The organism is Paeniglutamicibacter sp. ORCA_105 (genome assembly GCF_045798545.1).
Lineage (GTDB): Bacteria > Actinomycetota > Actinomycetes > Actinomycetales > Micrococcaceae > Paeniglutamicibacter > Paeniglutamicibacter sulfureus.
In genome coordinates this window covers 1-20,028 of sequence record NZ_JBIXLM010000057.1, presented here as the reverse complement: position 1 = coordinate 20,028, position 20,028 = coordinate 1, and the positions used below count along the sequence as shown (strand labels likewise).

19 protein-coding genes and 3 tRNA genes are annotated in these 20,028 nt (G+C 64.8%); 9 read left to right on the top strand and 13 right to left on the bottom strand.

The window, feature by feature from the left end; all coding sequences use genetic code 11:
• Positions 1-152: 152 nt before the first annotated feature.
• The 6 genes from tig to ACIPUB_RS18880 form a co-directional block, all read right to left on the bottom strand.
• Positions 153-1,529, bottom strand: coding sequence for a trigger factor (tig, locus tag ACIPUB_RS18905; protein WP_407608793.1), 1,377 nt, complete (start codon positions 1,527-1,529; stop codon positions 153-155).
• Between the two features lie 86 nt (positions 1,530-1,615).
• Positions 1,616-1,690, bottom strand: a tRNA-Pro gene (locus ACIPUB_RS18900).
• Positions 1,691-2,013: 323 nt separating this feature from the next.
• Positions 2,014-2,087: transfer RNA gene (locus tag ACIPUB_RS18895), tRNA-Gly, on the bottom strand.
• Between the two features lie 141 nt (positions 2,088-2,228).
• Entirely contained in the window at positions 2,229-3,191 is a 963-nt protein-coding gene (locus ACIPUB_RS18890; protein WP_407608792.1) for an Fpg/Nei family DNA glycosylase, read from the bottom strand.
• Positions 3,192-3,211: 20 nt separating this feature from the next.
• A complete protein-coding gene (locus tag ACIPUB_RS18885; protein ID WP_407608791.1) occupies positions 3,212-3,685 on the bottom strand; it encodes a ribose-5-phosphate isomerase in 474 nt (157 codons plus the stop codon).
• A 135-nt stretch (positions 3,686-3,820) separates the two neighbouring features.
• Positions 3,821-4,654 carry an aspartate dehydrogenase domain-containing protein gene (locus tag ACIPUB_RS18880; RefSeq protein ID WP_407608790.1) on the bottom strand — a complete coding sequence of 278 codons (834 nt, stop codon included), beginning with the start codon at positions 4,652-4,654 and terminating at the stop codon, positions 3,821-3,823.
• Between the two features lie 186 nt (positions 4,655-4,840).
• Here ACIPUB_RS18880 and pepN point away from each other — a divergent pair, with 186 nt between their 5' ends.
• From pepN to ACIPUB_RS18860, 4 genes are all read left to right on the top strand, one after another.
• The gene (pepN, locus tag ACIPUB_RS18875; RefSeq protein WP_407608789.1) at positions 4,841-7,384 is read left to right on the top strand and encodes an aminopeptidase N; all 2,544 of its coding nucleotides are present in this window, start codon (positions 4,841-4,843) and stop codon (positions 7,382-7,384) included.
• Positions 7,385-7,461: 77 nt separating this feature from the next.
• Positions 7,462-7,935: an OsmC family protein gene (locus tag ACIPUB_RS18870; protein WP_407608788.1), complete on the top strand. Its 474-nt coding sequence runs from the start codon at positions 7,462-7,464 to the stop codon at positions 7,933-7,935.
• Between the two features lie 3 nt (positions 7,936-7,938).
• The gene (locus tag ACIPUB_RS18865; RefSeq protein WP_407608787.1) at positions 7,939-8,637 is read left to right on the top strand and encodes a DNA alkylation repair protein; all 699 of its coding nucleotides are present in this window, start codon (positions 7,939-7,941) and stop codon (positions 8,635-8,637) included.
• A 129-nt stretch (positions 8,638-8,766) separates the two neighbouring features.
• Complete coding sequence (locus tag ACIPUB_RS18860) at positions 8,767-9,348, top strand: globin (RefSeq protein WP_407608786.1); 582 nt, start codon at positions 8,767-8,769, stop codon at positions 9,346-9,348.
• Here the strand turns inward: ACIPUB_RS18860 and ACIPUB_RS18855 are convergent.
• Entirely contained in the window at positions 9,345-10,004 is a 660-nt protein-coding gene (locus tag ACIPUB_RS18855; RefSeq protein WP_407608785.1) for a hypothetical protein, read from the bottom strand. The two genes, ACIPUB_RS18860 and ACIPUB_RS18855, sit on opposite strands and share 4 nt — an antisense overlap.
• Before the next feature lie 163 nt (positions 10,005-10,167).
• Between ACIPUB_RS18855 and ACIPUB_RS18850 the strand changes: the two genes are divergently transcribed.
• On the top strand, positions 10,168-11,052 hold the full coding sequence (locus tag ACIPUB_RS18850; protein ID WP_407608784.1) for an acyl-CoA thioesterase: 885 nt from the start codon (positions 10,168-10,170) through the stop codon (positions 11,050-11,052).
• 115 nt (positions 11,053-11,167) lie between these two features.
• Here ACIPUB_RS18850 and ettA read toward each other — a convergent pair whose 3' ends face one another.
• A complete protein-coding gene (gene ettA, locus ACIPUB_RS18845) occupies positions 11,168-12,850 on the bottom strand; it encodes an energy-dependent translational throttle protein EttA (protein WP_407608783.1) in 1,683 nt (560 codons plus the stop codon).
• 149 nt (positions 12,851-12,999) lie between these two features.
• Complete coding sequence (locus tag ACIPUB_RS18840) at positions 13,000-13,494, bottom strand: single-stranded DNA-binding protein (RefSeq protein ID WP_407608782.1); 495 nt, start codon at positions 13,492-13,494, stop codon at positions 13,000-13,002.
• 387 nt (positions 13,495-13,881) lie between these two features.
• Here ACIPUB_RS18840 and ACIPUB_RS18835 point away from each other — a divergent pair, with 387 nt between their 5' ends.
• Positions 13,882-14,727 (top strand): aldo/keto reductase, encoded by an 846-nt coding sequence (locus tag ACIPUB_RS18835; protein ID WP_407608781.1) that lies wholly within the window; start codon positions 13,882-13,884, stop codon positions 14,725-14,727.
• Here the strand turns inward: ACIPUB_RS18835 and ACIPUB_RS18830 are convergent.
• Entirely contained in the window at positions 14,724-15,944 is a 1,221-nt protein-coding gene (locus ACIPUB_RS18830) for an MFS transporter (RefSeq protein WP_407608780.1), read from the bottom strand. The two genes, ACIPUB_RS18835 and ACIPUB_RS18830, sit on opposite strands and share 4 nt — an antisense overlap.
• Before the next feature lie 219 nt (positions 15,945-16,163).
• Between ACIPUB_RS18830 and ACIPUB_RS18825 the strand changes: the two genes are divergently transcribed.
• Positions 16,164-16,237 (top strand) — tRNA-Arg (locus ACIPUB_RS18825).
• A 164-nt stretch (positions 16,238-16,401) separates the two neighbouring features.
• Here ACIPUB_RS18825 and ACIPUB_RS18820 read toward each other — a convergent pair.
• Entirely contained in the window at positions 16,402-16,629 is a 228-nt protein-coding gene (locus tag ACIPUB_RS18820) for a hypothetical protein (protein ID WP_407608779.1), read from the bottom strand.
• A 208-nt stretch (positions 16,630-16,837) separates the two neighbouring features.
• Complete coding sequence (locus ACIPUB_RS18815) at positions 16,838-17,284, bottom strand: Lrp/AsnC family transcriptional regulator (RefSeq protein WP_407608778.1); 447 nt, start codon at positions 17,282-17,284, stop codon at positions 16,838-16,840.
• 185 nt (positions 17,285-17,469) lie between these two features.
• Between ACIPUB_RS18815 and ACIPUB_RS18810 the strand changes: the two genes are divergently transcribed.
• Both ACIPUB_RS18810 and ACIPUB_RS18805 read left to right on the top strand, forming a co-directional pair.
• Positions 17,470-18,246 (top strand): LysE family translocator, encoded by a 777-nt coding sequence (locus ACIPUB_RS18810; RefSeq protein ID WP_407608777.1) that lies wholly within the window; start codon positions 17,470-17,472, stop codon positions 18,244-18,246.
• 91 nt (positions 18,247-18,337) lie between these two features.
• Positions 18,338-19,786 (top strand): DUF5129 domain-containing protein, encoded by a 1,449-nt coding sequence (locus ACIPUB_RS18805; RefSeq protein WP_407608776.1) that lies wholly within the window; start codon positions 18,338-18,340, stop codon positions 19,784-19,786.
• Positions 19,787-19,889: 103 nt separating this feature from the next.
• Here ACIPUB_RS18805 and ACIPUB_RS18800 read toward each other — a convergent pair.
• Positions 19,890-20,028: Fe-Mn family superoxide dismutase (locus tag ACIPUB_RS18800; RefSeq protein WP_407608794.1), on the bottom strand; the 139-nt coding region annotated here is incomplete at its 5' end.

Genomic DNA, 20,028 nt, shown 5'->3' with positions numbered 1-20,028 from the left:
GGGGGGGGGGGGGGGGGGGGGGGGGGGGGGGGGGGGGGGGGGGGGGGCGCCCGGGGTCTTCTACCCCCGCCCCCCCCCCCCGGCCCGCCCCCCCCCGGCGCCCCCCCCCCCCCCCCCGCCTGGGCGCCCAATGCCGCGTCAGCGGCGCCGCGCTACTTGGCGGATGCTGCCGAGGCCGAGGAGGCGGAGGAAGCCGAAGAGGCCGACGATGCGGAGCCCTCTTCTTCTTCTTCGCCTGCCGGGCGCACGAAGTCGCTCAGGTCAACGACGTTGCCGTTGCTGTCGGTGACAACAGCCAGCTCCAGGACCTTGGCAAGTGCCTTGCGGCGGCGGACTTCGCCAACCAGCATCGGGACCTGGCCGGCGCCGTCGAGCATCTGGGCGAACTGGTTCGGGTCCATGCCGTACTGGCCGGCGGTCTGGACGATGTAGTCGATCAGTTCGGACTGGGCAACGCCAATCTTCTCTGCTTCGGCGACGGCGTCAAGCACGATCTCGTTCTTGAAGGCCTTGGCGGTGTTCTCGCGAACCTCGGTGCGGTGCTCTTCGGTGTCGTGCTCTTCACCCTCGGTGTGCGAACCCTGCTCGAAGTGCTGCTCGACCTGCTCGGTGATGACGGATTCCGGAACCGGAACCTCGACGAGCTCCATGAGCTTGTCCAGGACGAGGTCGCGGGCGGCAACCCCCTGGTCCATGACCTTGGACTCGGCGGCATCCTTGGCGAGGGACTCGCGCAGCTCGGCCATGGTGTCGAATTCGGAAGCCAGCTGGGCAAAGTCGTCGTTGGCCTCGGGAAGCTCGCGCTCCTTGACGGCGGTGACGGTGACCTTGACCTGTGCGTCGGCACCTGCGTGCTCGCCGCCGGCCAGCTTGGTGACGAACGTGGCGTCTTCGCCTGCGGACAGGCCGGTGACTGCCTCGTCCATGCCCTCGAGCATGGTGCCGGAGCCAACCTGGTAGGAAAGGCCGGTGGCCGAGTCGACCTCTTCGCCCTCAACCGATGCGGTCAGGTCAAGGGTGATGAAGTCCTGGTCAGCTGCCGGACGCTCGATGGTCTTGAGCGTGCCGAAGCGGCCGCGCAGGTCATCCAGTGCCTTCTCGATGTCGGCGTCGCCGGCTTCGGTGGCGTCAACGGTGACTTCCAGGCCCTTGTAGTCCGGCAGTTCGATGCTCGGACGGATGTCGATCTCGACCTGGAAGGCCAGCTGGCCTTCCCCTGCAACCTCGGCGGAAGGCTGCTCGGTGATTTCGACCTCGGGGCGCGAGAGCGGAACGATTTCGTTCTCGGTGACGGCCTGCTGGTAGTAGGTGTTCATGCCTTCGTTGATGGCAGTTTCCAGGACGTAGCCACGGCCAACGCGCTGATCAATCAAGCGGGACGGGACTTTTCCGGCGCGGAAGCCGGGAACCTGGATCTGCTTGGCGATGGTCTTGTAGGCCTCAGCAATGCGCGGCTTCAGTTCATCGTAGGGAACTTCAACGGTGAGCTTGACCCGGGTGGGGGTGAGGGTTTCGACGGCGCTCTTCACAGCGGTGTACTCCTGGTGTGTGATGTTTGGTCTGAGCTGGACTTCAACCCCGTAACGGTAACCGTTACGGGGTTGAAGGTACAGAGTCGGGGTGACAGGATTCGAACCTGCGACCTCACGCTCCCAAAGCGCGCGCTCTAGCCAAGCTGAGCTACACCCCGATAAGTGCTGAAACAGTCTATGCAAAATAAACAAGTTTTCACTAATCGGCCCGTCAACCAGAAGTTTGGATTTCGTCGACGGCGCGGAACAACCATACAAGCAATCGCGGGAAAACAAAATTCGTGCTTTCGCATGGGTAAAAGCCCCGGATCGCCATAGTTTTCGGGGGTCGCGATGCCTGGGGGAAACCGAAAAACCTGCGCGGCGCCGCCCCGCGGGGCAAAAAGGGACCGACGTCACAATTCGGCGCAGGGGCGGGACCCCGTCGTCCGGGGAAAGAAAAAGAGCGACCTGGTTCCCGGGGAACCAAATCACTCTTTATTGGAGGGGATGACGGGAATCGAACCCGCATCATCAGTTTGGAAGACTGAGGCTTTACCACTAAGCTACATCCCCGCATTTGCCCACCTCGTCGGTGGCAACGGATAAAACCTTAGCACCCCCATTCCGCGCCGCGCAAATCAGAACCAGAAAATGCACAGATCCTTGTCAATTCGCGTGTTCGCGAATCGGACGGGGCCATGACCGTCGAGGCGTTCAGTTCCGGGACCGTGCCGGCGGCTGGCAGCCCGGGCACCAGTAGAGCTTGCGTGCCGCGACCTCGGCCAGCGAAATGGTGGCGCTGCAGATGCGGCAACCGCGTCCCTGCCGCTGGTAGGTGTAGTAGGCGTTGTCCGGCCACAGCGGCCCGGCCTCGTCGCGGTGTTCGGCCCGGGTTGTGATGATCTTTCCGTCCCGGACGCCATCGCCCATGATCGAGACGATGTCGTCCCACAGCATCCCGGCCTTCCTCGCGGAGAGGCCGCAGCTTTGCATGAATGGATCGATCCGGGTGCGAAAGAGAGTTTCGGCGCGGTAGATGTTGCCCACCCCGGCAAGAACGCCCTGGTCCATCAGGGCGGTTCCGATGGGGGTTTTCCTGGCGGCCAGACGGGCCACGAAGTCCTTGCGCGCGGTCCTGGCGGCCGCATCGTTCGCGGCCTCGGTGCCCCTGCCCTTGGCCAGGTTGAATGCGCCGGCCGCGGCCACCAGGGGGTCGGGGCCCAGCTTGGCACGCACTGCCAGCGCTTGTTCCCGGGTGAGCACCTCGCAGGCGCTGGGCCCGCGCAGGTCCGCCCATCCATGCTCGGACACCAGCCGTGCACGCACCTGTCCCACCGGCTCGGGCGGTCCGGCATAGGGGCCCGCCTCTTCGTCGGGCCCCTGCTCACTCTCCCCCACCTTGCGCGGGGCGCCGATCGAGGAGGCACCGGAGAAGTGTTCGTCGCCGCCAAAACTCCAGGCGCCATAGAGCCCCAGGTGCACCCGCAGCACCAGGTCGTTTTCAAAGCCCAGGAAGAGTTGCTTGCCATGCGCGTGGGAGGAGATAAGGCGTTGGGCGTCGATCAGCCTGGCCGCGGGGGCGAAGCGGCCCTGCGGGGAGGAGACGGCAAGGACCTGCCCGCCAAAGACGTCGTCAAATTGGCGGGCAAGTCGGTGTACGGAGTGGCCTTCGGGCATGGTGGTGTGACGTGGCTGGGTTAGGCCACGACCTCGCCGGTGGTCTCGTAGGTGGCGATCTTGGAAATGCGGCGGATGTGGCGCTCGACGTTGGAGAACGGCTCGGACAAGAAGGCCTCGATGATGCCGGTGGCTTCCACCAGCGAGTGCTGGCGGCCCCCGACTGCAACGACATTGGCGTCGTTGTGTTCGCGGGCCAGTCGCGCGGTGTCGAGGTTCCAGGCCAGTGCGGCGCGGATGCCCACGACCTTGTTGGCGGCGATCTGCTCTCCGTTGCCCGAGCCGCCCAGCACGATGCCCAGCGAGTCCAGGCCTGCGGCTTGGTCGGCAACCACGGCAAGGGCAGCGTTGATGCAGAAGGAGGGGTAGTCGTCCTCCGCGTCATAGGCGGTGGGGCCGTGGTCGACCATCTCGTAGCCCTTGGCGCCAAGATGCTCGATGAGGTGGGCGCTGAGCTCGAGGCCTGCGTGGTCGGTGGCAATGTGAACGCGCATGTGAAGTGTCCTTAGACCGTGGAGGGGGGAAGATGCAGGCACCAGCCTAGCCCCGGGTGTGGCGTGGCACTAAGTCGATGACACCGCCGCACGCTGTTCCGCCGCCGGTCGTTCGAGGGCCGCTGCGCCCGGAGCCTAGATGAAGAGCGGTCCGTGCCCGGCCAGGCGCAGCAATCCGGAGACCAGGGACCGCGCGGTCAGGGTACTCGTGGCGAGGTTGGCCGGATCCGGGAAGTTCTCGATCGCGAACCGGTAGGTTCCCCCACTGCCGCGCACCTCGATGGCGTGGCTGGTCAGCGTGGCACCCGGATCCGCAATGATGTCCACGCGCACCAGGTCCATGTTCCCGGCCGCCAGCCCGAGGGCCGCGGCGACGTTGATGTTGGAAGGGAAGAGCCGCACGGCCTCCGCCACGGAACCGCCAAAGACGTGCCCGACCGCGCCGGTGGCGTCCGCCCGCACGATCGATGAACGCAGTTCGGTCCCCAGCCCTCGGTGCAGCAGTGCTGCCGGCGGCTTGCGGGTCTCCAACGTGATGGCATCGATGGTGCCGGCCGAGGCGCGGACCAGGTCCAGTCCCCCGATGGCGCCGGTGGACAGGAAGCAGCGTCCCGGACCGCGTTCGAGCAGGGTGGAGCGCAACCGGTCGTCCACCAGCGCCCCGAGGGATGCCACGAGCAGGTCGGTTCCAGCGCCGACGATCCCGGGACCGTAGGCACGCACCGCCGCAGGCGAAGCGCACTCGAGAACGACATCGGCCCCTTTCGTGGCGGCGGCCAGATCCAGCACGGGAACGGCGCTCCCGGCCGGCCCTGCCATGCGCGCCGGGCCCGCGGCGCCTTCCAGGGAGATGCGGTCCAGCACCCCGACCACGCGCGCCTGGTCGGCGAGCGGTGCAAGCATCCGGTGGACGGCCTGCCCGATTGCGCCGTATCCCAGCAGCGCCACATTGATTCCCATGTCATCCATCAAACCAGTCGCGCGCCACTTGCGGGACCGTGGGGTGTTGGTGAGACAATGGGCACACTGTTCAAGGCTTGTTTCACACTCCACGATTTGCACAGCGCCGTGCAGCAGCGCGAAGTGGAACGTCGATCCAGCCCGGGACACCGGGATTTCCACAACCTGCACCCATCGAAAGGCGCGTCAGCGACCATGCCAGGAATGAACCTCACCCGCGAGGAGGCCCGCACCCGGGCCGAATTGATCACCGTCCACTCCTATGACGTCGAGTTGGACCTGACCGGGTCCGACATCGTCTTCTCCTCGCGCACCACTGTGCGGTTCTCCGCCGCCGAGGGCGCAGAGACCTTCATCGATGCCGTGACCGCTGCCGTCCGCTCGGTGAACCTCAACGGAGCCGAACTGGATCCGGCCGAGGTATCCGACGGCGTGCGCATCGCCCTGCCGGGTCTCGCCGCGGAGAACACCCTGGTCATCGACGCCGATGCGCACTACATGAACACCGGCGAGGGCCTGCACCGGTTCGTGGACCCGGTGGATGGGGAAGTCTACCTGTACTCGCAGTTCGAGGTACCCGATTCCCGGCGCGTGTTCGCCGTCTTCGAGCAGCCCGACCTGAAGGCCTCCTTCGCCTTCACCATCACCGCCCCGCAGCACTGGGACGTGATCTCCAACGCCGCCACCCCGGTGCCGGTCGCTGCCCACGTCGGCGCCAAGACCTGGGCCTTCGCACCGACCGCGCGCATCTCCTCCTACATCACCGCGCTCATCGCCGGTCCCTACCAGTGCGTCCGCTCGGAACTGACCAGCAGCGACGGCCGGACCATCCCGCTGGGCGTCTTCGCCCGCGCCTCGCTCATGGAGCACCTGGACGCGGAGAACATCTTCACCCTCACCCGCCAGGGCTTCGAGTTTTTCGAGAAGCAGTTCGGCACCCCGTACCCGTTCGAGAAGTACGACCAGCTCTTCGTGCCGGAGTTCAACGCCGGGGCCATGGAAAACGCCGGTGCCGTGACTTTCCTGGAGTCCTACGTGTTCAGGTCCCGTCCCACCGACGCGATGGTCGAACGCCGTGCCATCACCATCCTGCACGAACTCGCCCACATGTGGTTCGGCGACCTGGTGACCATGCGCTGGTGGAACGACCTCTGGCTCAACGAGTCCTTCGCCGAGTTCATGTCGACGCTCGCCGCGGCACAGAACACCGAGTTCACCTCCTCGTGGACCACCTTCAACATCCTGGAGAAGAACTGGGCCTACCGCCAGGACCAGCTGCCCTCCACCCACCCCATCGTCGCGCAGATCAACGACCTCGAGGACGTGCAGGTCAACTTCGACGGCATCACCTACGCCAAGGGCGCCTCGGTGCTGCGCCAGCTGGTCGCCTGGGTCGGCCAGGAGGAGTTCATGGCCGGGGTGCGCAGCTACTTCGCCAAGCACGCCTGGTCCAATACCGAGCTGCCGGATTTGATGCGCGAGCTTGAGGCCTCTTCCGGCCGCGACCTCTCCGAGTGGTCGAAGCTGTGGCTGGAAACCGCCGGCGTCAACACGCTGCGCGCGATGATCTCCACCGACGATGCGGGACTGATCACCAATTTCTCCATCACCCAGACCGCAGTCGCCGAACACCCGGTGATCCGCCCGCACCGCCTGGCCGTCGGCTTCTACGACCTGGATGCCGCCGGGTCGCTCATCCGCGTGCACCGCGAGGAACTCGACGTGGCCGGCCCCGCCACCGCCGTCCCGGCCCTGGTGGGGCACAAGCGACCGGCGCTGGTGCTGGTCAACGACGACGACCTGGCCTACGCCAAGATCCGCCTGGACGGGCAGTCACTGGCCACCGCCACCGCACACCTGAAGGACTTCGAACAGTCTCTGCCCCGCACCCTGGTCTGGGGGGCTGCCTGGGACGCGGTCCGCGACGCCGAGACCCCTGCCCGCGCCTACCTGGAGCTGGTGCTGGGCAACATCGGGCACGCAACCGATTCCACCGTCATCATGGTGCTGCTGCGCCAGTTGAACACCGCCCTTGACTACTACGTCGACCGCATAGGCGCCCCGGCGGCGCGCCTTGCTGCCGCCGACCGGCTCTGGGAGCTGGCCCGGGCTGCGGAAGCAGGCTCCGACGCACAGCTGCAATTTGTCGGCGCCTTCGCCCACCTGGCGCACACCGGCCCACAGCTCGACGCCGTGGCCGCGCTGTTCTCGGGCGAGCTCGTGTTGGAGGGGCTGGAGGTGGATGCGGAGATGCGCTGGGACCTGCTGACTTCCTTGTCCGCCGGGGGTCGCGCCGACGCCGGGGCAATCGCGGCGGAGCTGGAACGCGATGCCACCTCCACCGGGCAGTTGGCCGCCCACACGGCACGGGCCGCCATGCCCACCCCCGAGGCCAAGCGTGCGGCCTGGGATGCGGTGATCGGCGGAAAGCTCTCGAACCTCGAACAGCGCGCCGCCATCACCGGCTTCAACCACGTGCACGATCCCGCCCTGATCGCCGGCTACGTCGAGGAGTACTTCGACGTAGCCGGCACGGTGTGGGAAACCAAGAGCTACGAGATTGCCCAGCAGATCGTCACCGGGCTCTACCCTGCGGCGCAAACCACCCCGGAAACGCTGGCCAGGACCGACGCCTTCCTGCATTCGCTGGGCGATGACTCCCCCGCCCTGCGACGGCTGGTCATCGAGAGCCGCGACGCGGTGGTCCGCGCGCTGGCAGCCCAGGCCGCCGACGCCTGACGCCACCGAGGCCGCGGAAATCGGGTGCCGGTGCGTCATGTGCACCGGCATCCACCGTCTGCGGCGAGAATGGGAGCATGAACCTGGCACTGCACAACTATCGCGTCGACATCTCCTGGACCGGCAACCGCGGCGAAGGGACCTCCGGGTACCGCAGCTACGGACGCGACCACGTGATCCGCGCCGCCGGCCTGCCCGACCTGCCCGGCACCGCCGACCCGACTTTCCACGGGGACAAAGACCGCTGGAACCCAGAGCAGCTGCTGCTTGCCGCCCTGTCCCAGTGCCACATGCTTTCCTACCTGCACGTGGCGGTGAAGCACTCCGTGGTGGTGACCGGCTACACCGACGCTGCCTCCGGGGTGCTGCGGCTGAACCGCGACGGCAGCGGGGAGTTCCTCGAGGCGACCCTGGCCCCGCGCGTGGAACTGCAGGATGAATCCCAGCGCGAGATTGCCGACTCGCTGCATGCTGCGGCCAACGCCGTCTGCTTCATCGCCCGCAGCGTGAATTTCCCGGTGCACCACGCCCCGGTGCCCCCGGGCGCCTGAACCATGGACGGAAGGCAGGCGCATTCGGCGGTTGACCTGCTCACCGCCAGGCTTCTGCCGCATATCGTGGACGGCAAGGCAGCGGCGGCACAGGCCTACATGAAGACCACGCAGCCCTTCCTGGGCGTTCCGGTCCCCGAGGTGCGCCGCATTGCGCGCGACTTCGCCCGGGAGACGGGTGCCTCAAGTGCCACGGACCGCCTGGCACTTGCCACCGAGCTCTTCTCCGAGGCCACGCACCGGGAACACTGGTACGCCGCCCAGGAGATCTGCGCCGCCGCATCCTGCCGAGGGCGCCTGGAATTCCTGCCGCTTTATGAGCGGATGGTCACCGAGGGCGCCTGGTGGGACATCGTCGACGGTTGTTCGCGGCGCTACGGGGAGCTGCTGCGCGCCCACCCGGAAACCATCGGCCCGATGATGCGCGAGTGGTCCCGGGACGCCAATGGGTGGAAGCGCCGCCAATCCATGATCTGCCAGCTGCACCTGGGTGAACACACCGACACCGGTTTGCTCGATGACGTACTTGCAGCCAACCTGGACGACCCGTGGTTCTTCATTCGCAAGGCACTGGGCTGGGCGCTGCGGCAGTACGGCAAGACCGACCCCGACTGGGTAAGGTCCTGGGTCGACGCACACCGGGCCCGGATGAGCCCGCTGTCCATCCGCGAGGCGCTCAAGCACCTGGGCGAAACGCCGTAGCCTGCCCGTGGCCCGTCGGCGGTGTTCTCACGCCCTGCGCGAAAGCCCGGCGGGCGGCAGCGCTTCCACAGGATAATGGGCGTTGAAGGGTCCCGGGCCTCAGCCGGGAACTGAAAGGACACCACCGTCGTGAACGCGAACCACCCGGAACAAGATTCCACCCCCAAGCCGGTCCTGTTGCCGGCCGGCCAGAGCCTTGGCAAGCCCGTGGCGCAATTGCGCCCGGTGGGCGCCTCGCTCAGTGCCAGCCTGCCCGAGGGCCGCCTGACGCCAAACGACGACCACGACCCAAGCCAGTACGAAGGCACCTTCTACGCCCAGGTCGGCGGCCGGGAGACGTTCCGCAAGCTGGCGGAGAAGTTCTATGAATCGGTCGGCGAGGACGCGGAATTCCGTGCCATGTACCCGGAGACCGACCTACGCCCGGCGACCATGCGCCTGCAATTGTTCCTGGAGCAGTACTGGGGCGGCCCCACGACCTATTCCGAGCGCCGAGGCCACCCGCGCCTGCGCATGCGGCACGTGCCGTACACCATCAATTCGCACAACCGCGACGTCTGGCTGCACCACATGCGCATCGCCGTGGATTCCCTTCAGCTGCCGCCGTTGCAGGCAGACACGCTCTGGGACTACTTCGACCGTGCTGCGCATTCGCTGATGAACGCGCCTGACGAGGCGCCGGGGTGCCCGGCCGGCACCCAGTCCACCTAGCCCAGGACGCCGCCCTGGCGTGCCACCACGTGCCCGCCGCCGCTGCTCAGGCGCAGCCACTGCCCGGAGGCAAAGAGGGTGGAGGTGGCCCCCGCACGCAGGAACCCCAGCGCATGCGCGCCGAAGGCCATGCCCAGCGGCATCGGCGTCTGGACACCTTCAACAGGTGAGGACCAGATGCGGGCCCGCACGGTCTTGAGCACCGGCTTGCCGGCATTCTCCGGCAGGGCCTGGGCCACCACGCCGATCCCCCGCATCGCCTCGGCCAGCAGCGCATCGTCGTCGAGCGTCTCGCGCTGTTCCCAGCCGCCGCGTGGAACCTGCTGGCCCGCCCACGATGCCTGGACCTCCGCAGGGGGAATCGACAGCTCCAGCGAGGCCCCGCCCATGCGGGCCAGCCGATCGGTCAACGCGGAGATGGCAAAGACCCCGCCGGCCTCGGCCGGGCGTCCCAGGCGCACCGCGCGCATCCCCAGCACGGTGGGTACCGAGTCCCCCAGGAACTCGGGATAGAGCACCGGGACGTACAGCGCCAATGCGCTGCCGGCGGCCTGGATCAGCACCGCTCCGTCCTCGATCGAGCGTGCGCGGGAAAAGAACGTAGCCAGGTCCGCGACGGTTTCCTGGTCCTCGAGTACAACGGTTTCACTTGCCATGCCTTCATACTTTCATGTCCCGCACCGCTCGACTCAATGCCGTTGCCCGCAGCGACGCATGCCGGAACACGGCAGCGGCCTCCCGCCGGAGGTTACGGCGAACCCGCCGCGGGGGCGATAGTGTCTTAGCAGATCAATATTCCTGGCCCCTAGGAGCAGACACGTGAGCACCAACGACACCACGACGCAGAAGCTGATTGAGCTGCTGGAGCTCAGCGGGGACCCCGAGGCCCGCACCGACGAGGACATCTTCGTGGGGCACACCCCGCCACAGGCGCGCAACAGGGTCTTCGGCGGTCAGGTGCTGGGGCAATCGGTGATGGCTGCGTCCAAGACCATCGCCAGAGACCGCCCGATCCATTCCATGCACGGTTACTTCCTGCGCGCCGGGGATGCAGCCCTGCCCATCACCTTCGGGGTGCAGCGGCTGCGCGACGGCAGGTCGTTCTCCGCCCGCCGGGTGCACGCCTACCAGAACGGCGTGCCGATCCTGTCGATGATCGCATCCTTCCAGGCACCCTCGGACGGGCTCGACCACCAGGACATCATGCCCGAAGGCATCCCGGATCCCGATTCGCTGCCCACCACCGCCGAGCTCATCGGAGACCTCGACCATCCGGTCGCGCAGGAGTACGCGTTCAACCGGCCCTTCGACATCCGATACATCAGCGAACCGCTGTACTTCAAGGGACCGCGGGACCGACGGGCGGTGAACGCCGTCTGGATGAAGACGACGGCGCCGATGCCCGATGACGATGCCATGCACCGCGCCGCGCTCGCCTATGCCAGCGACTACACGCTGCTGGAACCGGTGCTGCGCCGCCACGGGCTGACCTGGATCACCCCGGGCATGTCGGTGGCGAGCCTGGACCACGCCATGTGGTGGCACCGCCCGTTCCGCGTCGATGAGTGGCTGCTCTATGTGCAGGAATCCCCCAGCGCCTCCGGTGCCCGGGGACTCGCCACGGGCAGGATCTTCAACCGCGAGGGCCAGCTGGTGGCCACCGTCGCCCAAGAGGGCATGGTGCGCATTCCGGAAGAAGGCTAGCGGCGCGGCGACACGAAAAAAGGGGGCAGGCGGTGCGGATGAATTTTCATCCGCACCGCCTGCCCCTCTTTGCGGGCCGCGTCCCGGTGTGCCCCGGGCCGCGCCCTGGCGACTGTTAGTCGCGGGTCAGTCGACGGTGCGTGACGCGGTGCGGCTTCGCAGCCTCCGGACCCATGCGTTCGACCTTGTTTGCCTCGTAGGACTCGAAGTTGCCCTCGAACCAGTACCAGTTGGCCGGGTCCTCGTCGGTGCCCTCGTAGGACAGGATGTGGGTGGCCACGCGGTCCAGGAACCAACGGTCGTGCGACACGACCACGGCGCAACCCGGGAATTCGAGCAGCGCGTTTTCCAGCGAGCCGAGGGTTTCAACGTCGAGGTCGTTGGTCGGTTCGTCAAGGAGCAACAGGTTGCCGCCCTGCTTGAGGGTCAGCGCCAGGTTCAGGCGGTTGCGCTCACCACCGGAGAGCACACCTGCCTTCTTCTGCTGGTCCGGACCCTTGAAGCCGAAGGCCGAAACGTAGGCACGTGAGGGAACCTCGACCTGACCGACCTGAATGTAGTCGTTTCCCTCGGAAACCACTTCCCACAGCGACTTTTCCGGGTCGATGCCGCCACGGTTCTGGTCAACGTAGGAGATCTTGACGGTATCGCCGACCTTGAGTTCACCGGAGTCGATCGGTTCCATGCCCACGATGGTCTTGAACAGGGTGGACTTGCCCACGCCGTTGGGGCCGATGACACCCACGATGCCGTTGCGCGGCAACGAGAAAGTCAGGTTGTCGATCAACACACGGTCGTCGAAGCCCTTCTTCAGGTTATTCGCCTCGATGACAACCGAGCCCAAGCGCGGGCCCGCCGGAATCTGGATTTCCTCGAAGTCAAGCTTCCGGGTTCGTTCGGCTTCCGAAGCCATTTCCTCGTACCTGGCCAGACGGGCCTTCGACTTGGTCTGGCGGCCCTTGGCATTGGAGCGAACCCATTCGAGTTCCTCGCTCAGTCGTTTGGCAAGCTTCTGGTCCTTCTTGCCCTGAACCTCGAGGCGCTCTCGCTTCTTTTCCAGGTAGGCCGAGTAATTGCCTTCGTAGGCGTGCAGGCGACCACGGTCGACTTCACAGATCCACTGGGCCACGTGGTCCAGGAAGTAGCGGTCGTGGGTCACGGCCAGAACAGCACCGTGGTACGCGGACAAGTGCTGCTCGAGCCACAACACGGACTCGGCGTCGAGGTGGTTGGTGGGCTCATCAAGGAGCAACAGGTCGGGCTTCTGCAGCAACAGCTTGCACAGCGCTACGCGGCGTCGCTCACCACCGGAAAGGTGGGACACCTCGGAGTCTCCCGGCGGGCACTGCAAGGCATCCATGGCCTGCTCGAGCTGGGAGTCAATATCCCAAGCATCGGCAGTGTCAATGGCTTCTTGCAGGTGGCCCATTTCTTCGAGCAACGCGTCGAAGTCGGCACCGTCCTGGGCCATCTCCTCAGAGATCTCGTTGTAGCGGGTGATCTTTTCGTAGATCTCCCCGACGCCCTCCTGGACGTTGCCCAGGACCGTCTTTTCCTCATTCAGCGGCGGTTCCTGCAACAGGATTCCTACGCTGTATCCCGGGCTGAGGCGCGCCTCGCCGTTGGAAGGTATATCCAGCCCTGCCATGATCTTAAGGATCGTCGACTTGCCAGCACCATTCGGTCCAACCACGCCAATTTTTGCGCCTGGGTAGAAGGACATGCTGACATCGTCGAGGATGACTTTGTCGCCAACGGCCTTGCGAGCCTTGGTCATCGTGTAAATGAATTCCGCCATGCCATCAAGGCTAGTGCCTCGGAGAGTCTTACTCCCAATTATCGCGCCCGGTTTAAGCCGAGGGGGCATGTTCCTGCCCACATCCGGCGGCCACGGCGCCAATGCACCGTGGCCGCCCACACGTTCGACGACTTTTGTGCACGGGGACGCTAGGCAGCCTCGGTGTCGGCGCCCGGCTCCGAGTCTGGCCAGCCGGTCACCGGGAACTCGCTGTTCGACTCCTCGGGTTCCCTCGCCGGCTTGCCGTGACGGAGGTGTTGCTCGGTGTTGTCGTCTCCCCCTGCGCGCCTGACCCTTTCAAAGTGGCTGACCCCGAACCGAAGGTCGTGGCCAAGCGCCATGGCGTCGATGTCCACGCTGAATCCACGCGTTCCGTCCTGGCGGTCGTATTCGCGGACCTGCATCTTGCCGTAGACCACAACATGGTCGCCCATGTGAATGCTGGCAAGCATGTTGGTGGCCATGGCCCGGAAGCAGGAGACTGTGTACCAATTGCTGTGCACGTCGTTCCATTGCCCCGTCTCGGGGTCCTGCCTCCGCTCGTTGCTGACCAGGCGAAATTTTGCAATGAGCGTGCCGCTGCTCCCCCCGCTCGGGCGGGGTTCGGTTCCCACCACACCGCGCAACGTAATGTGGTCCGTCATGGTGCACTCCAATGTTCGGCTCTGGGCAAGTATTTCTTGCCCCGTCACCCAAGCTTGGTATCGCTATCGCGCCGCCAGGCAGCGAGGGGTCGGTGCTGTGGACAAATGGCTGGAGAGATTGAAATGGTTTCCCGCCCGCGACGTTTGTGTGGGGAACTGAGTGGGTGACCTCTCCGAACCGATGGACAGGGGCATAGCGATGGACCGCCGGTGACCGCATCACTTTCGCAATATGCCCGAAGCGGCTTCTTTGAATCGCGCCCGTCGCGGAAGACCTGCCTTCGCATCCCCGGAGCAGACCCTGCCCCGGATAGAGTCATCGACTCATTAGGCCGTTGACGTGCCCTGCCCCTATCGGTATTCCAACCGGTGCCATAGCATGGCCAAATGCCAGACAACTATGCATCGGTCCCGTTACGTGAACTCAACAATGGCGCCTTCATGCCATCCATCGGCCTGGGCACGTGGCCGCTGGATGACATCCAGGCCGGAGCAGCAGTAGCCCACGCGCTGGATGCCGGATACCGGCTCATTGACACCGCGGAAAACTACGGCAACGAGGAAGGAATCGGCGAGGGCATCGGCTCGACATCGGTTCCCCGTGAGGAATTGTTCATCACTTCCAAGTTCAATGTGCAGTGGCATTCGGTCCAGGGCGTGCAGGACGCCTGGGAGAACAGCTGCAAGCGGCTGGGCATGGAATACCTTGACTTGTTCCTGATCCACTGGCCCAACCCGCAGGAAGGCAATTACGTCCAGGCCTGGGAGGGCTTGGTCAAGCTGCTGAAGCGCGGCAGGGTCCGGGCCATCGGCACGTCAAACTTCACGGTCGGGCAGCTACGGGAACTGATGGACGCAACCGGCGTGGTTCCGGACGTCAACCAGGTACAGCACTCGCCATTTTGGCTCAACGACGAACGGCTGGCCTTCCACGCCGAACACGGGATACTCACCGAAGGCTGGGCTCCGCTGGGCCGTGGAAAGCACGACCTTCTCAGCTCTGCACCGGTGCTCGCTGCGGCCGAGGATCACCGTGTCACGCCGGCGCAGGCAGTGTTGCGCTGGCAAATCGAGCGCGGCGTCGTTCCCATTCCCAAGACCTCAAGCCCCGAGCGACTGGCCGAAAACCTCGATGTCTTTACGTTCAATCTCTCCCCCGAGGAGATCAAGGCCATTGACACATTGGACGGCACCGCCGATGAGCCGGCCGATCCGATGAGTTTCGGGCACTAGTCCACTCGCTGCGGTCTTGGGCTCAGCCCCGGGACCGCAGTGGCCTTTGGCGTGATCAGCAACGTCACGAACAGGATCCCTGCCACTAGGATGAAGGCATTGAGCACCCCGTAGTGTTCGCCGAGGAAACCCAGCACCGGTGGCCCCACAAGCATGGATGAGTAGCCGAAGACTGCAACAATGCCCACCCGGCGCGGCCCATCGGTCGGGTGTGCCGCGGCAACGCTCATGCCAACAGGGAAACCGAGGGATCCACCCAGGCCCCACAGGACTGCGCCGGTGAAAACGGCCCAGGGGGCCGGGGCCAGGATAAACAGCACGATGCCGGCCAGCCCAAGCAGGCCCATGAACACCAGAACCCTTTTGTAGCCGATCCGGTCGATCAGCGGGCCGCCAAAAATGCGTCCTGCGGTCATGGCGGCGACGAACGCGCCGAAGACCAGCGCCCCGGAGGCTTCGCTGAATCCGTGGTCGTCGACGGACGCAATGGTGAGCCAGTCGTTGGCCGTGCCTTCGGCAAAGGCCAGCCCGGCGACCATGATCCCAATCAGCATCAGGTGTCCATCGCGGAAGATGCCGGTGAAGCGCTGCCACCACGTCGCGGCGCCGACAGCAACTTCGCCGTGGTGGGCAGCGGGCGGTTCAAGCCCCGACAAGTTGCGGACGAAGTAGAACCCAAGACCCATGATGAGGATGCCAACGATGGCGAAGTTCCACATCACGTCGATGCCCAGGCCTGCCGCACCGGCACCCAGGACAGCACCGATGATGGTTCCGAAACTGAAGAACGCGTGCATCAGCGGCAGCAGCGTCTTGCCGAGGGATCGCTCGACCGCGGCGCCATCGACATTCATCATCACGTCGGTGGTGCTAAAGACGAACCCGTACAGGACCAGGATCGCCATGGCACCGACGGTACTGCCCAGCATCTCTGTCACCGTTCCCAGAACTGCCAGCGCCGCACCCAGAAAGAGCAGGCCCAGCATGATGCCGCGGCGGATGCCCATTCGTGCGAGGATACCTGGCGCGAAGGCCAACCCGCCGATGGATCCAATGGCCAGGGCAAACAGCAGGATACCGACGTCAGAAGTTGAAAGATCGAGCTCCACCCGGACCGCCGGGAGCCGGGCAACCCACGTCGCAAACGCAAAACCGCACAAAAAGAAGATGCCAAAGATGGAGTTGCGCCAAGCGGTGTGGCTTGGCGTTGGGTCCACTTCGACGGATGCTTCGGATTGGCGCGGCAATGGCATTCTTTCGGCTTTGAAACTGAGGGTTCGGGCGATGTCTGTCTCTTATCGCCCGCAGAGCTTGACTGCTATTTCATCATACGTCCGGAGTAATTGTTTTTCACGGCCCCACGCTTGTTCAAAACGCAGTATCGCCATCGGTGAAATATCGGCCCGGTCCGTGTTTGGGCTATGATTCTTGTGCCTGCCTCCGTAGCTCAGATGGATAGAGCAAGAGCCTTCTAATCTCTAGGTCGCGCGTTCGAGTCGCGCCGGGGGCACACATGCGAAGAGCGGTCTTGACTAGGTACGTACCGAGTCAAGACCGCTCTTCGCTGCTTAGGACAGTTGATCCGATCACCGGGATTCCGCTTGGGCCAACTGGACCTTGACCGGCCTTTCGGGCCCTCGGCCGAATCTCCCCGGCGCTTACTTCGCCGGCTTCTCAGGCATGGTGGATTCCCCCGACCCGGTGGGCGCCATCCCATACCATCACCCGCGGCTCCGTCATCGGCTCGTCCGCAGTCATGGCAACATACCGGGCGCGGACCCTGGCTTCCACGTGCAGGTCCTCGGGCAAGGATTCCACCATCAGCGGGTCCGGCCAATTCGAGAAGGTCAATTGGCGGCCGTCGAATGGACCGCCGCGCAACACGACCTGAACAGTTGTCATCGTCGACCCCCGGCCCTTGGTGCTGCTGCGTCGGAACCGCAGGTCGCCAGCCAATGCGACCCAGCGACCTGGCCAACATCAACCTGAACGGGCTCGCGGATTTTCATCGTCTTGTCCTCAATCGCTTGTTGGCTCCCACGCGGGCGGTTGCCGCGGCCACCCCAGCTTCACGCAGCCGGTTGAATTCCGCAAGAGGCAGCTTCGTCGCCTAGATCGGAAGCCGCCCGCCGGATTTGAGGTTCTTCATGACAATGGTGCTCGTAAGTTTTTCCACGCCGGGCAATGTCACCAGTACGTCATCATAAAAGCGCTGGTACGCCGGCAAGTCGACGGCCATGACCCGCAACAAGAAGTCCGGTTCCCCAAAGAGCCGCTGGGCGTCAATGATTTGGCCGATCTTGCCGACCTCGTGTTCGAAGTCCTTCATGGTCAGCCGGTCCTTCAGCGTGACAAAAACCAGCGCCTCGAACGCGAGGTTCACCTTCGCGGGATCCACGTCGGCCCGATAGCCGCGAATGACGCCACTGTTTTCCAATTCTCGCAACCTCCGGTGGCAGGGAGCCAAGGTGAGACCCACTTCCTCCGCCAAGGCCGTGGCGGTCATGCGCCCGTCGTCCTGCAGGCGGCGCAGAATTGCCCGGTCGATTCCGTCCATATGACAGCTCCATTCGCTTGTTTTCTCAATCAACCGTGACGGTCGCGCTACATTCTTGCGCATAACCAAACATAGCAGGAGATTTCTTGTTCATTCGTGATGAATTGCGCGAGAACTGGCAAGCACATTTCGCCGTTTTCTTCCTAAGCTTGCCGGTAGATTCCCAGCAGGAAAGAGATTCGGTCATGGACCTTCAAGTCATCTACGGCTTTATCGCAGTGTCCTTCGCCCTGGCCATGACGCCAGGTGCCGACTGGGCGTACGCCATTTCCGCGGGTCTCGGCCGCCACCGGGTCTCGTCCGCGGTTGCCGGCTTGTGCAGCGGTTACGTCTTTCACACACTGCTCATTGTTGGCGGAATGGCAGCCCTGATCGCAGGCCTGCCGCAGTTGCTTTCCTGGCTCACGCTCATCGGCGCCGCCTACCTTCTCTGGCTGGGCATCAGCACCTGCCGCTCTTGGCGAAGTGCCGGCTTCACCGCCGAAGAAAGTCCCGCTCGGGAGCCACTCGGCGCGGACATCGATCCGTCGGAGCCAGCGGGTACGCGCAGCGGAGCAGACACGCTCCTGCAGGTAAAGGTCTCCGCGGCAAGCACGACCCCGAGCGGGCAACGCTTCTTCGGCCCTGCCTTCTTCCGCGGACTGGGAACCAGCGGCACCAACCCCAAGGCGCTGCTGCTCTACCTGGCACTGATCCCACAGTTCATCCACGCGGATGCCGCATTGCCGGTCCCGGTGCAAACCGCCATCCTGGGCACCAGCCATATGGTGCTCTCGCTGTTCATCTACACGGGCGTCGCCCTCGGTGCCAGGGCGTTGTTGCGCCAGCGCCCCACCGCGGCACGATTCATCACCTTGGCCAGCGGACTGATCATGATCGCGCTGGGTCTGGTGCTGCTCATCGAGCAAGTTCCCGCTTTGTGGGGCTCGATCCAGATGCTGGTGGTACTGCTCGGGGGCTGACCGCATTCGACGCACAAGCTCGAAGTCGAACGATTTGCGTAACCCGGTTAGGGTTCATAGGGACGACCGCAATCGACGAACGGCAAAACGCATGCGAAAGCTTCTGACCGCCCTGGCCCTGGGTGCCATGCTGCTGATCGGCAGCGCACCCGGTGCCCAAGCCGCCGCGGCGACCGACATCGTTGTCGAGGACACCGCCGGGACGCTGGATTTGGACACGCTGCTCCCGGCCATCGAAGAGATCGATTTCAACGAACCGACCAAGGTCGCCATATACACCCGCAACGGTGAATTCAGCGACAACCTCAACGAGGAAGTGCTGCGCTTCGCGCGCGAGAACCACCCCGAGTGGCTCAGCCCGGATAAGCAAAAATGGGCCGACTCGCTGTTCCTTTTCGCCGTCGATCCGGTGGGCAGGCAGGTGGGAACCTACTTCGGCGAAGATCGCAAGGTCTCCCCCGGCCAGCGCGACGACATCCAGGCAGCCACCAAGGACCTGTTCAGCGAGGCCCAGTGGACCGAGGGAACGGTGGCCGGGATCGAGCGTGCCGCTCAATTGATGAACCGGCCGTGGTACAAATCACCAAGGCTGTATGCCTGGAGCGGCGTCATACTCGTCGTTGGCGGCATCAGCGCCGGCAGCACCCTGTTTGTGCGCAGGACCTACCGGAAACGTTCCGGTAAGGCACTGGGCGCAGGCAATGCGAGTTACGCGAATGTGAGCATGGACCTCGAAGTCACCGAGCTGAACGCCAAGACCATCGGCCGCGACTCCCGATACGGAAGCCTGGTGCTGGAGAAATACCGCGGCTTCTCCTCCGCCTACAACCAGCTCGCCGAACAAAGCAACAAGGCCAATGGCCTTGAGACAAAATCACACGTTCGCAAGCAGACGGCGCTATTCCTGGAAAAGTACGCGGCGAACGCCTCGGAGCTGGACCGGATGGATGACGTGATCGCCGATACCAACATGCTCTTGAACATGGGCTCGGGCTGGGCGGGAGCCTGGGAGCGGCAGCTCGCACCGCTGCGGGAGGACCTTGCCGAAATCGATGACCTGCTCAGCGACAAGGATGCTGCCCCGGAGGCCCCGTCGGCGCTGGCACTGCGCCGCTTCAAGTCCATGACAGCGGCCGAGACGGAAAAGTGGGCGGCGAGGCTCCAAACGGGCAGCCTGGGCCCGGAGGACGCCCTGGACAAGATCGCCGCCGCCCGACAGGAGCTGACCGGGCTGCTCAAGGATCACTCCGAGGCCGTGATCGCCAAGTACGCGAAGACCACCAAGGAAGCCAAGCTCATGCGCGAGGCGATGCGAACTCCGAAGGCATCCGACACCAGGAGATCCTCGAGCCACAGCATCCTTGGAACCGTGTACCCGTCCAACAGGTTCTGGTCGGTCGTCGGATTCACCTCGGGTTTCCGCTCCGGCCAGTCCAGCGTCCAGGAATCCCGCAGCGCAAGTTCGTCCTCGGGCGGAAGCACCGGCTACGGATCCAGCGGCGGCAGCTTCTCAGGGTCGGGTTCCTCGTCGCGTTTCTAAGTCTTTGGCCCCTGGAGGGCCCACAGATAACAAGCGGGCTGCCGGCCGGAATTCTTCCGATCGGCAGCCCGCTTGCTTGGCCCGCAAGGGCCGGGACGGTGTGTTACTTGCCGGGGACGACTAGCTTCGGGGCACCGGCACGCGCCGCCTCGAAGCGGGCCGAGACATCGGCCCAGTTCACGATGTTCCAGAAAGCCTTCACGTAATCGGCCTTCACATTCACGTAATCCAGGTAGAACGCG

Bases quoted from the DNA above. Each gene is read 5' to 3' on its own strand.
- ACIPUB_RS18880 (WP_407608790.1), bottom strand. From the start codon at position 4,654: ATGGATGACATGGGAATCAATGTGGCGCTGCTGGGATACGGCGCAATC.
- ACIPUB_RS18835 (WP_407608781.1), top strand. From the start codon at position 13,882: ATGCCAGACAACTATGCATCGGTCCCGTTACGTGAACTCAACAATGGC.
- ACIPUB_RS18840 (WP_407608782.1), bottom strand. From the start codon at position 13,494: ATGACGGACCACATTACGTTGCGCGGTGTGGTGGGAACCGAACCCCGC.
- ACIPUB_RS18870 (WP_407608788.1), top strand. From the start codon at position 7,462: ATGAACCTGGCACTGCACAACTATCGCGTCGACATCTCCTGGACCGGC.
- ACIPUB_RS18815 (WP_407608778.1), bottom strand. From the start codon at position 17,284: ATGGACGGAATCGACCGGGCAATTCTGCGCCGCCTGCAGGACGACGGG.
- ACIPUB_RS18805 (WP_407608776.1), top strand. From the start codon at position 18,338: ATGCGAAAGCTTCTGACCGCCCTGGCCCTGGGTGCCATGCTGCTGATC.
- pepN (WP_407608789.1), top strand. From the start codon at position 4,841: ATGCCAGGAATGAACCTCACCCGCGAGGAGGCCCGCACCCGGGCCGAA.
- ACIPUB_RS18865 (WP_407608787.1), top strand. From the start codon at position 7,939: ATGGACGGAAGGCAGGCGCATTCGGCGGTTGACCTGCTCACCGCCAGG.
- ACIPUB_RS18890 (WP_407608792.1), bottom strand. From the start codon at position 3,191: ATGCCCGAAGGCCACTCCGTACACCGACTTGCCCGCCAATTTGACGAC.
- ACIPUB_RS18855 (WP_407608785.1), bottom strand. From the start codon at position 10,004: ATGGCAAGTGAAACCGTTGTACTCGAGGACCAGGAAACCGTCGCGGAC.
- ACIPUB_RS18820 (WP_407608779.1), bottom strand. From the start codon at position 16,629: ATGACAACTGTTCAGGTCGTGTTGCGCGGCGGTCCATTCGACGGCCGC.
- ACIPUB_RS18885 (WP_407608791.1), bottom strand. From the start codon at position 3,685: ATGCGCGTTCACATTGCCACCGACCACGCAGGCCTCGAGCTCAGCGCC.
- ACIPUB_RS18810 (WP_407608777.1), top strand. From the start codon at position 17,470: ATGGACCTTCAAGTCATCTACGGCTTTATCGCAGTGTCCTTCGCCCTG.
- ettA (WP_407608783.1), bottom strand. From the start codon at position 12,850: ATGGCGGAATTCATTTACACGATGACCAAGGCTCGCAAGGCCGTTGGC.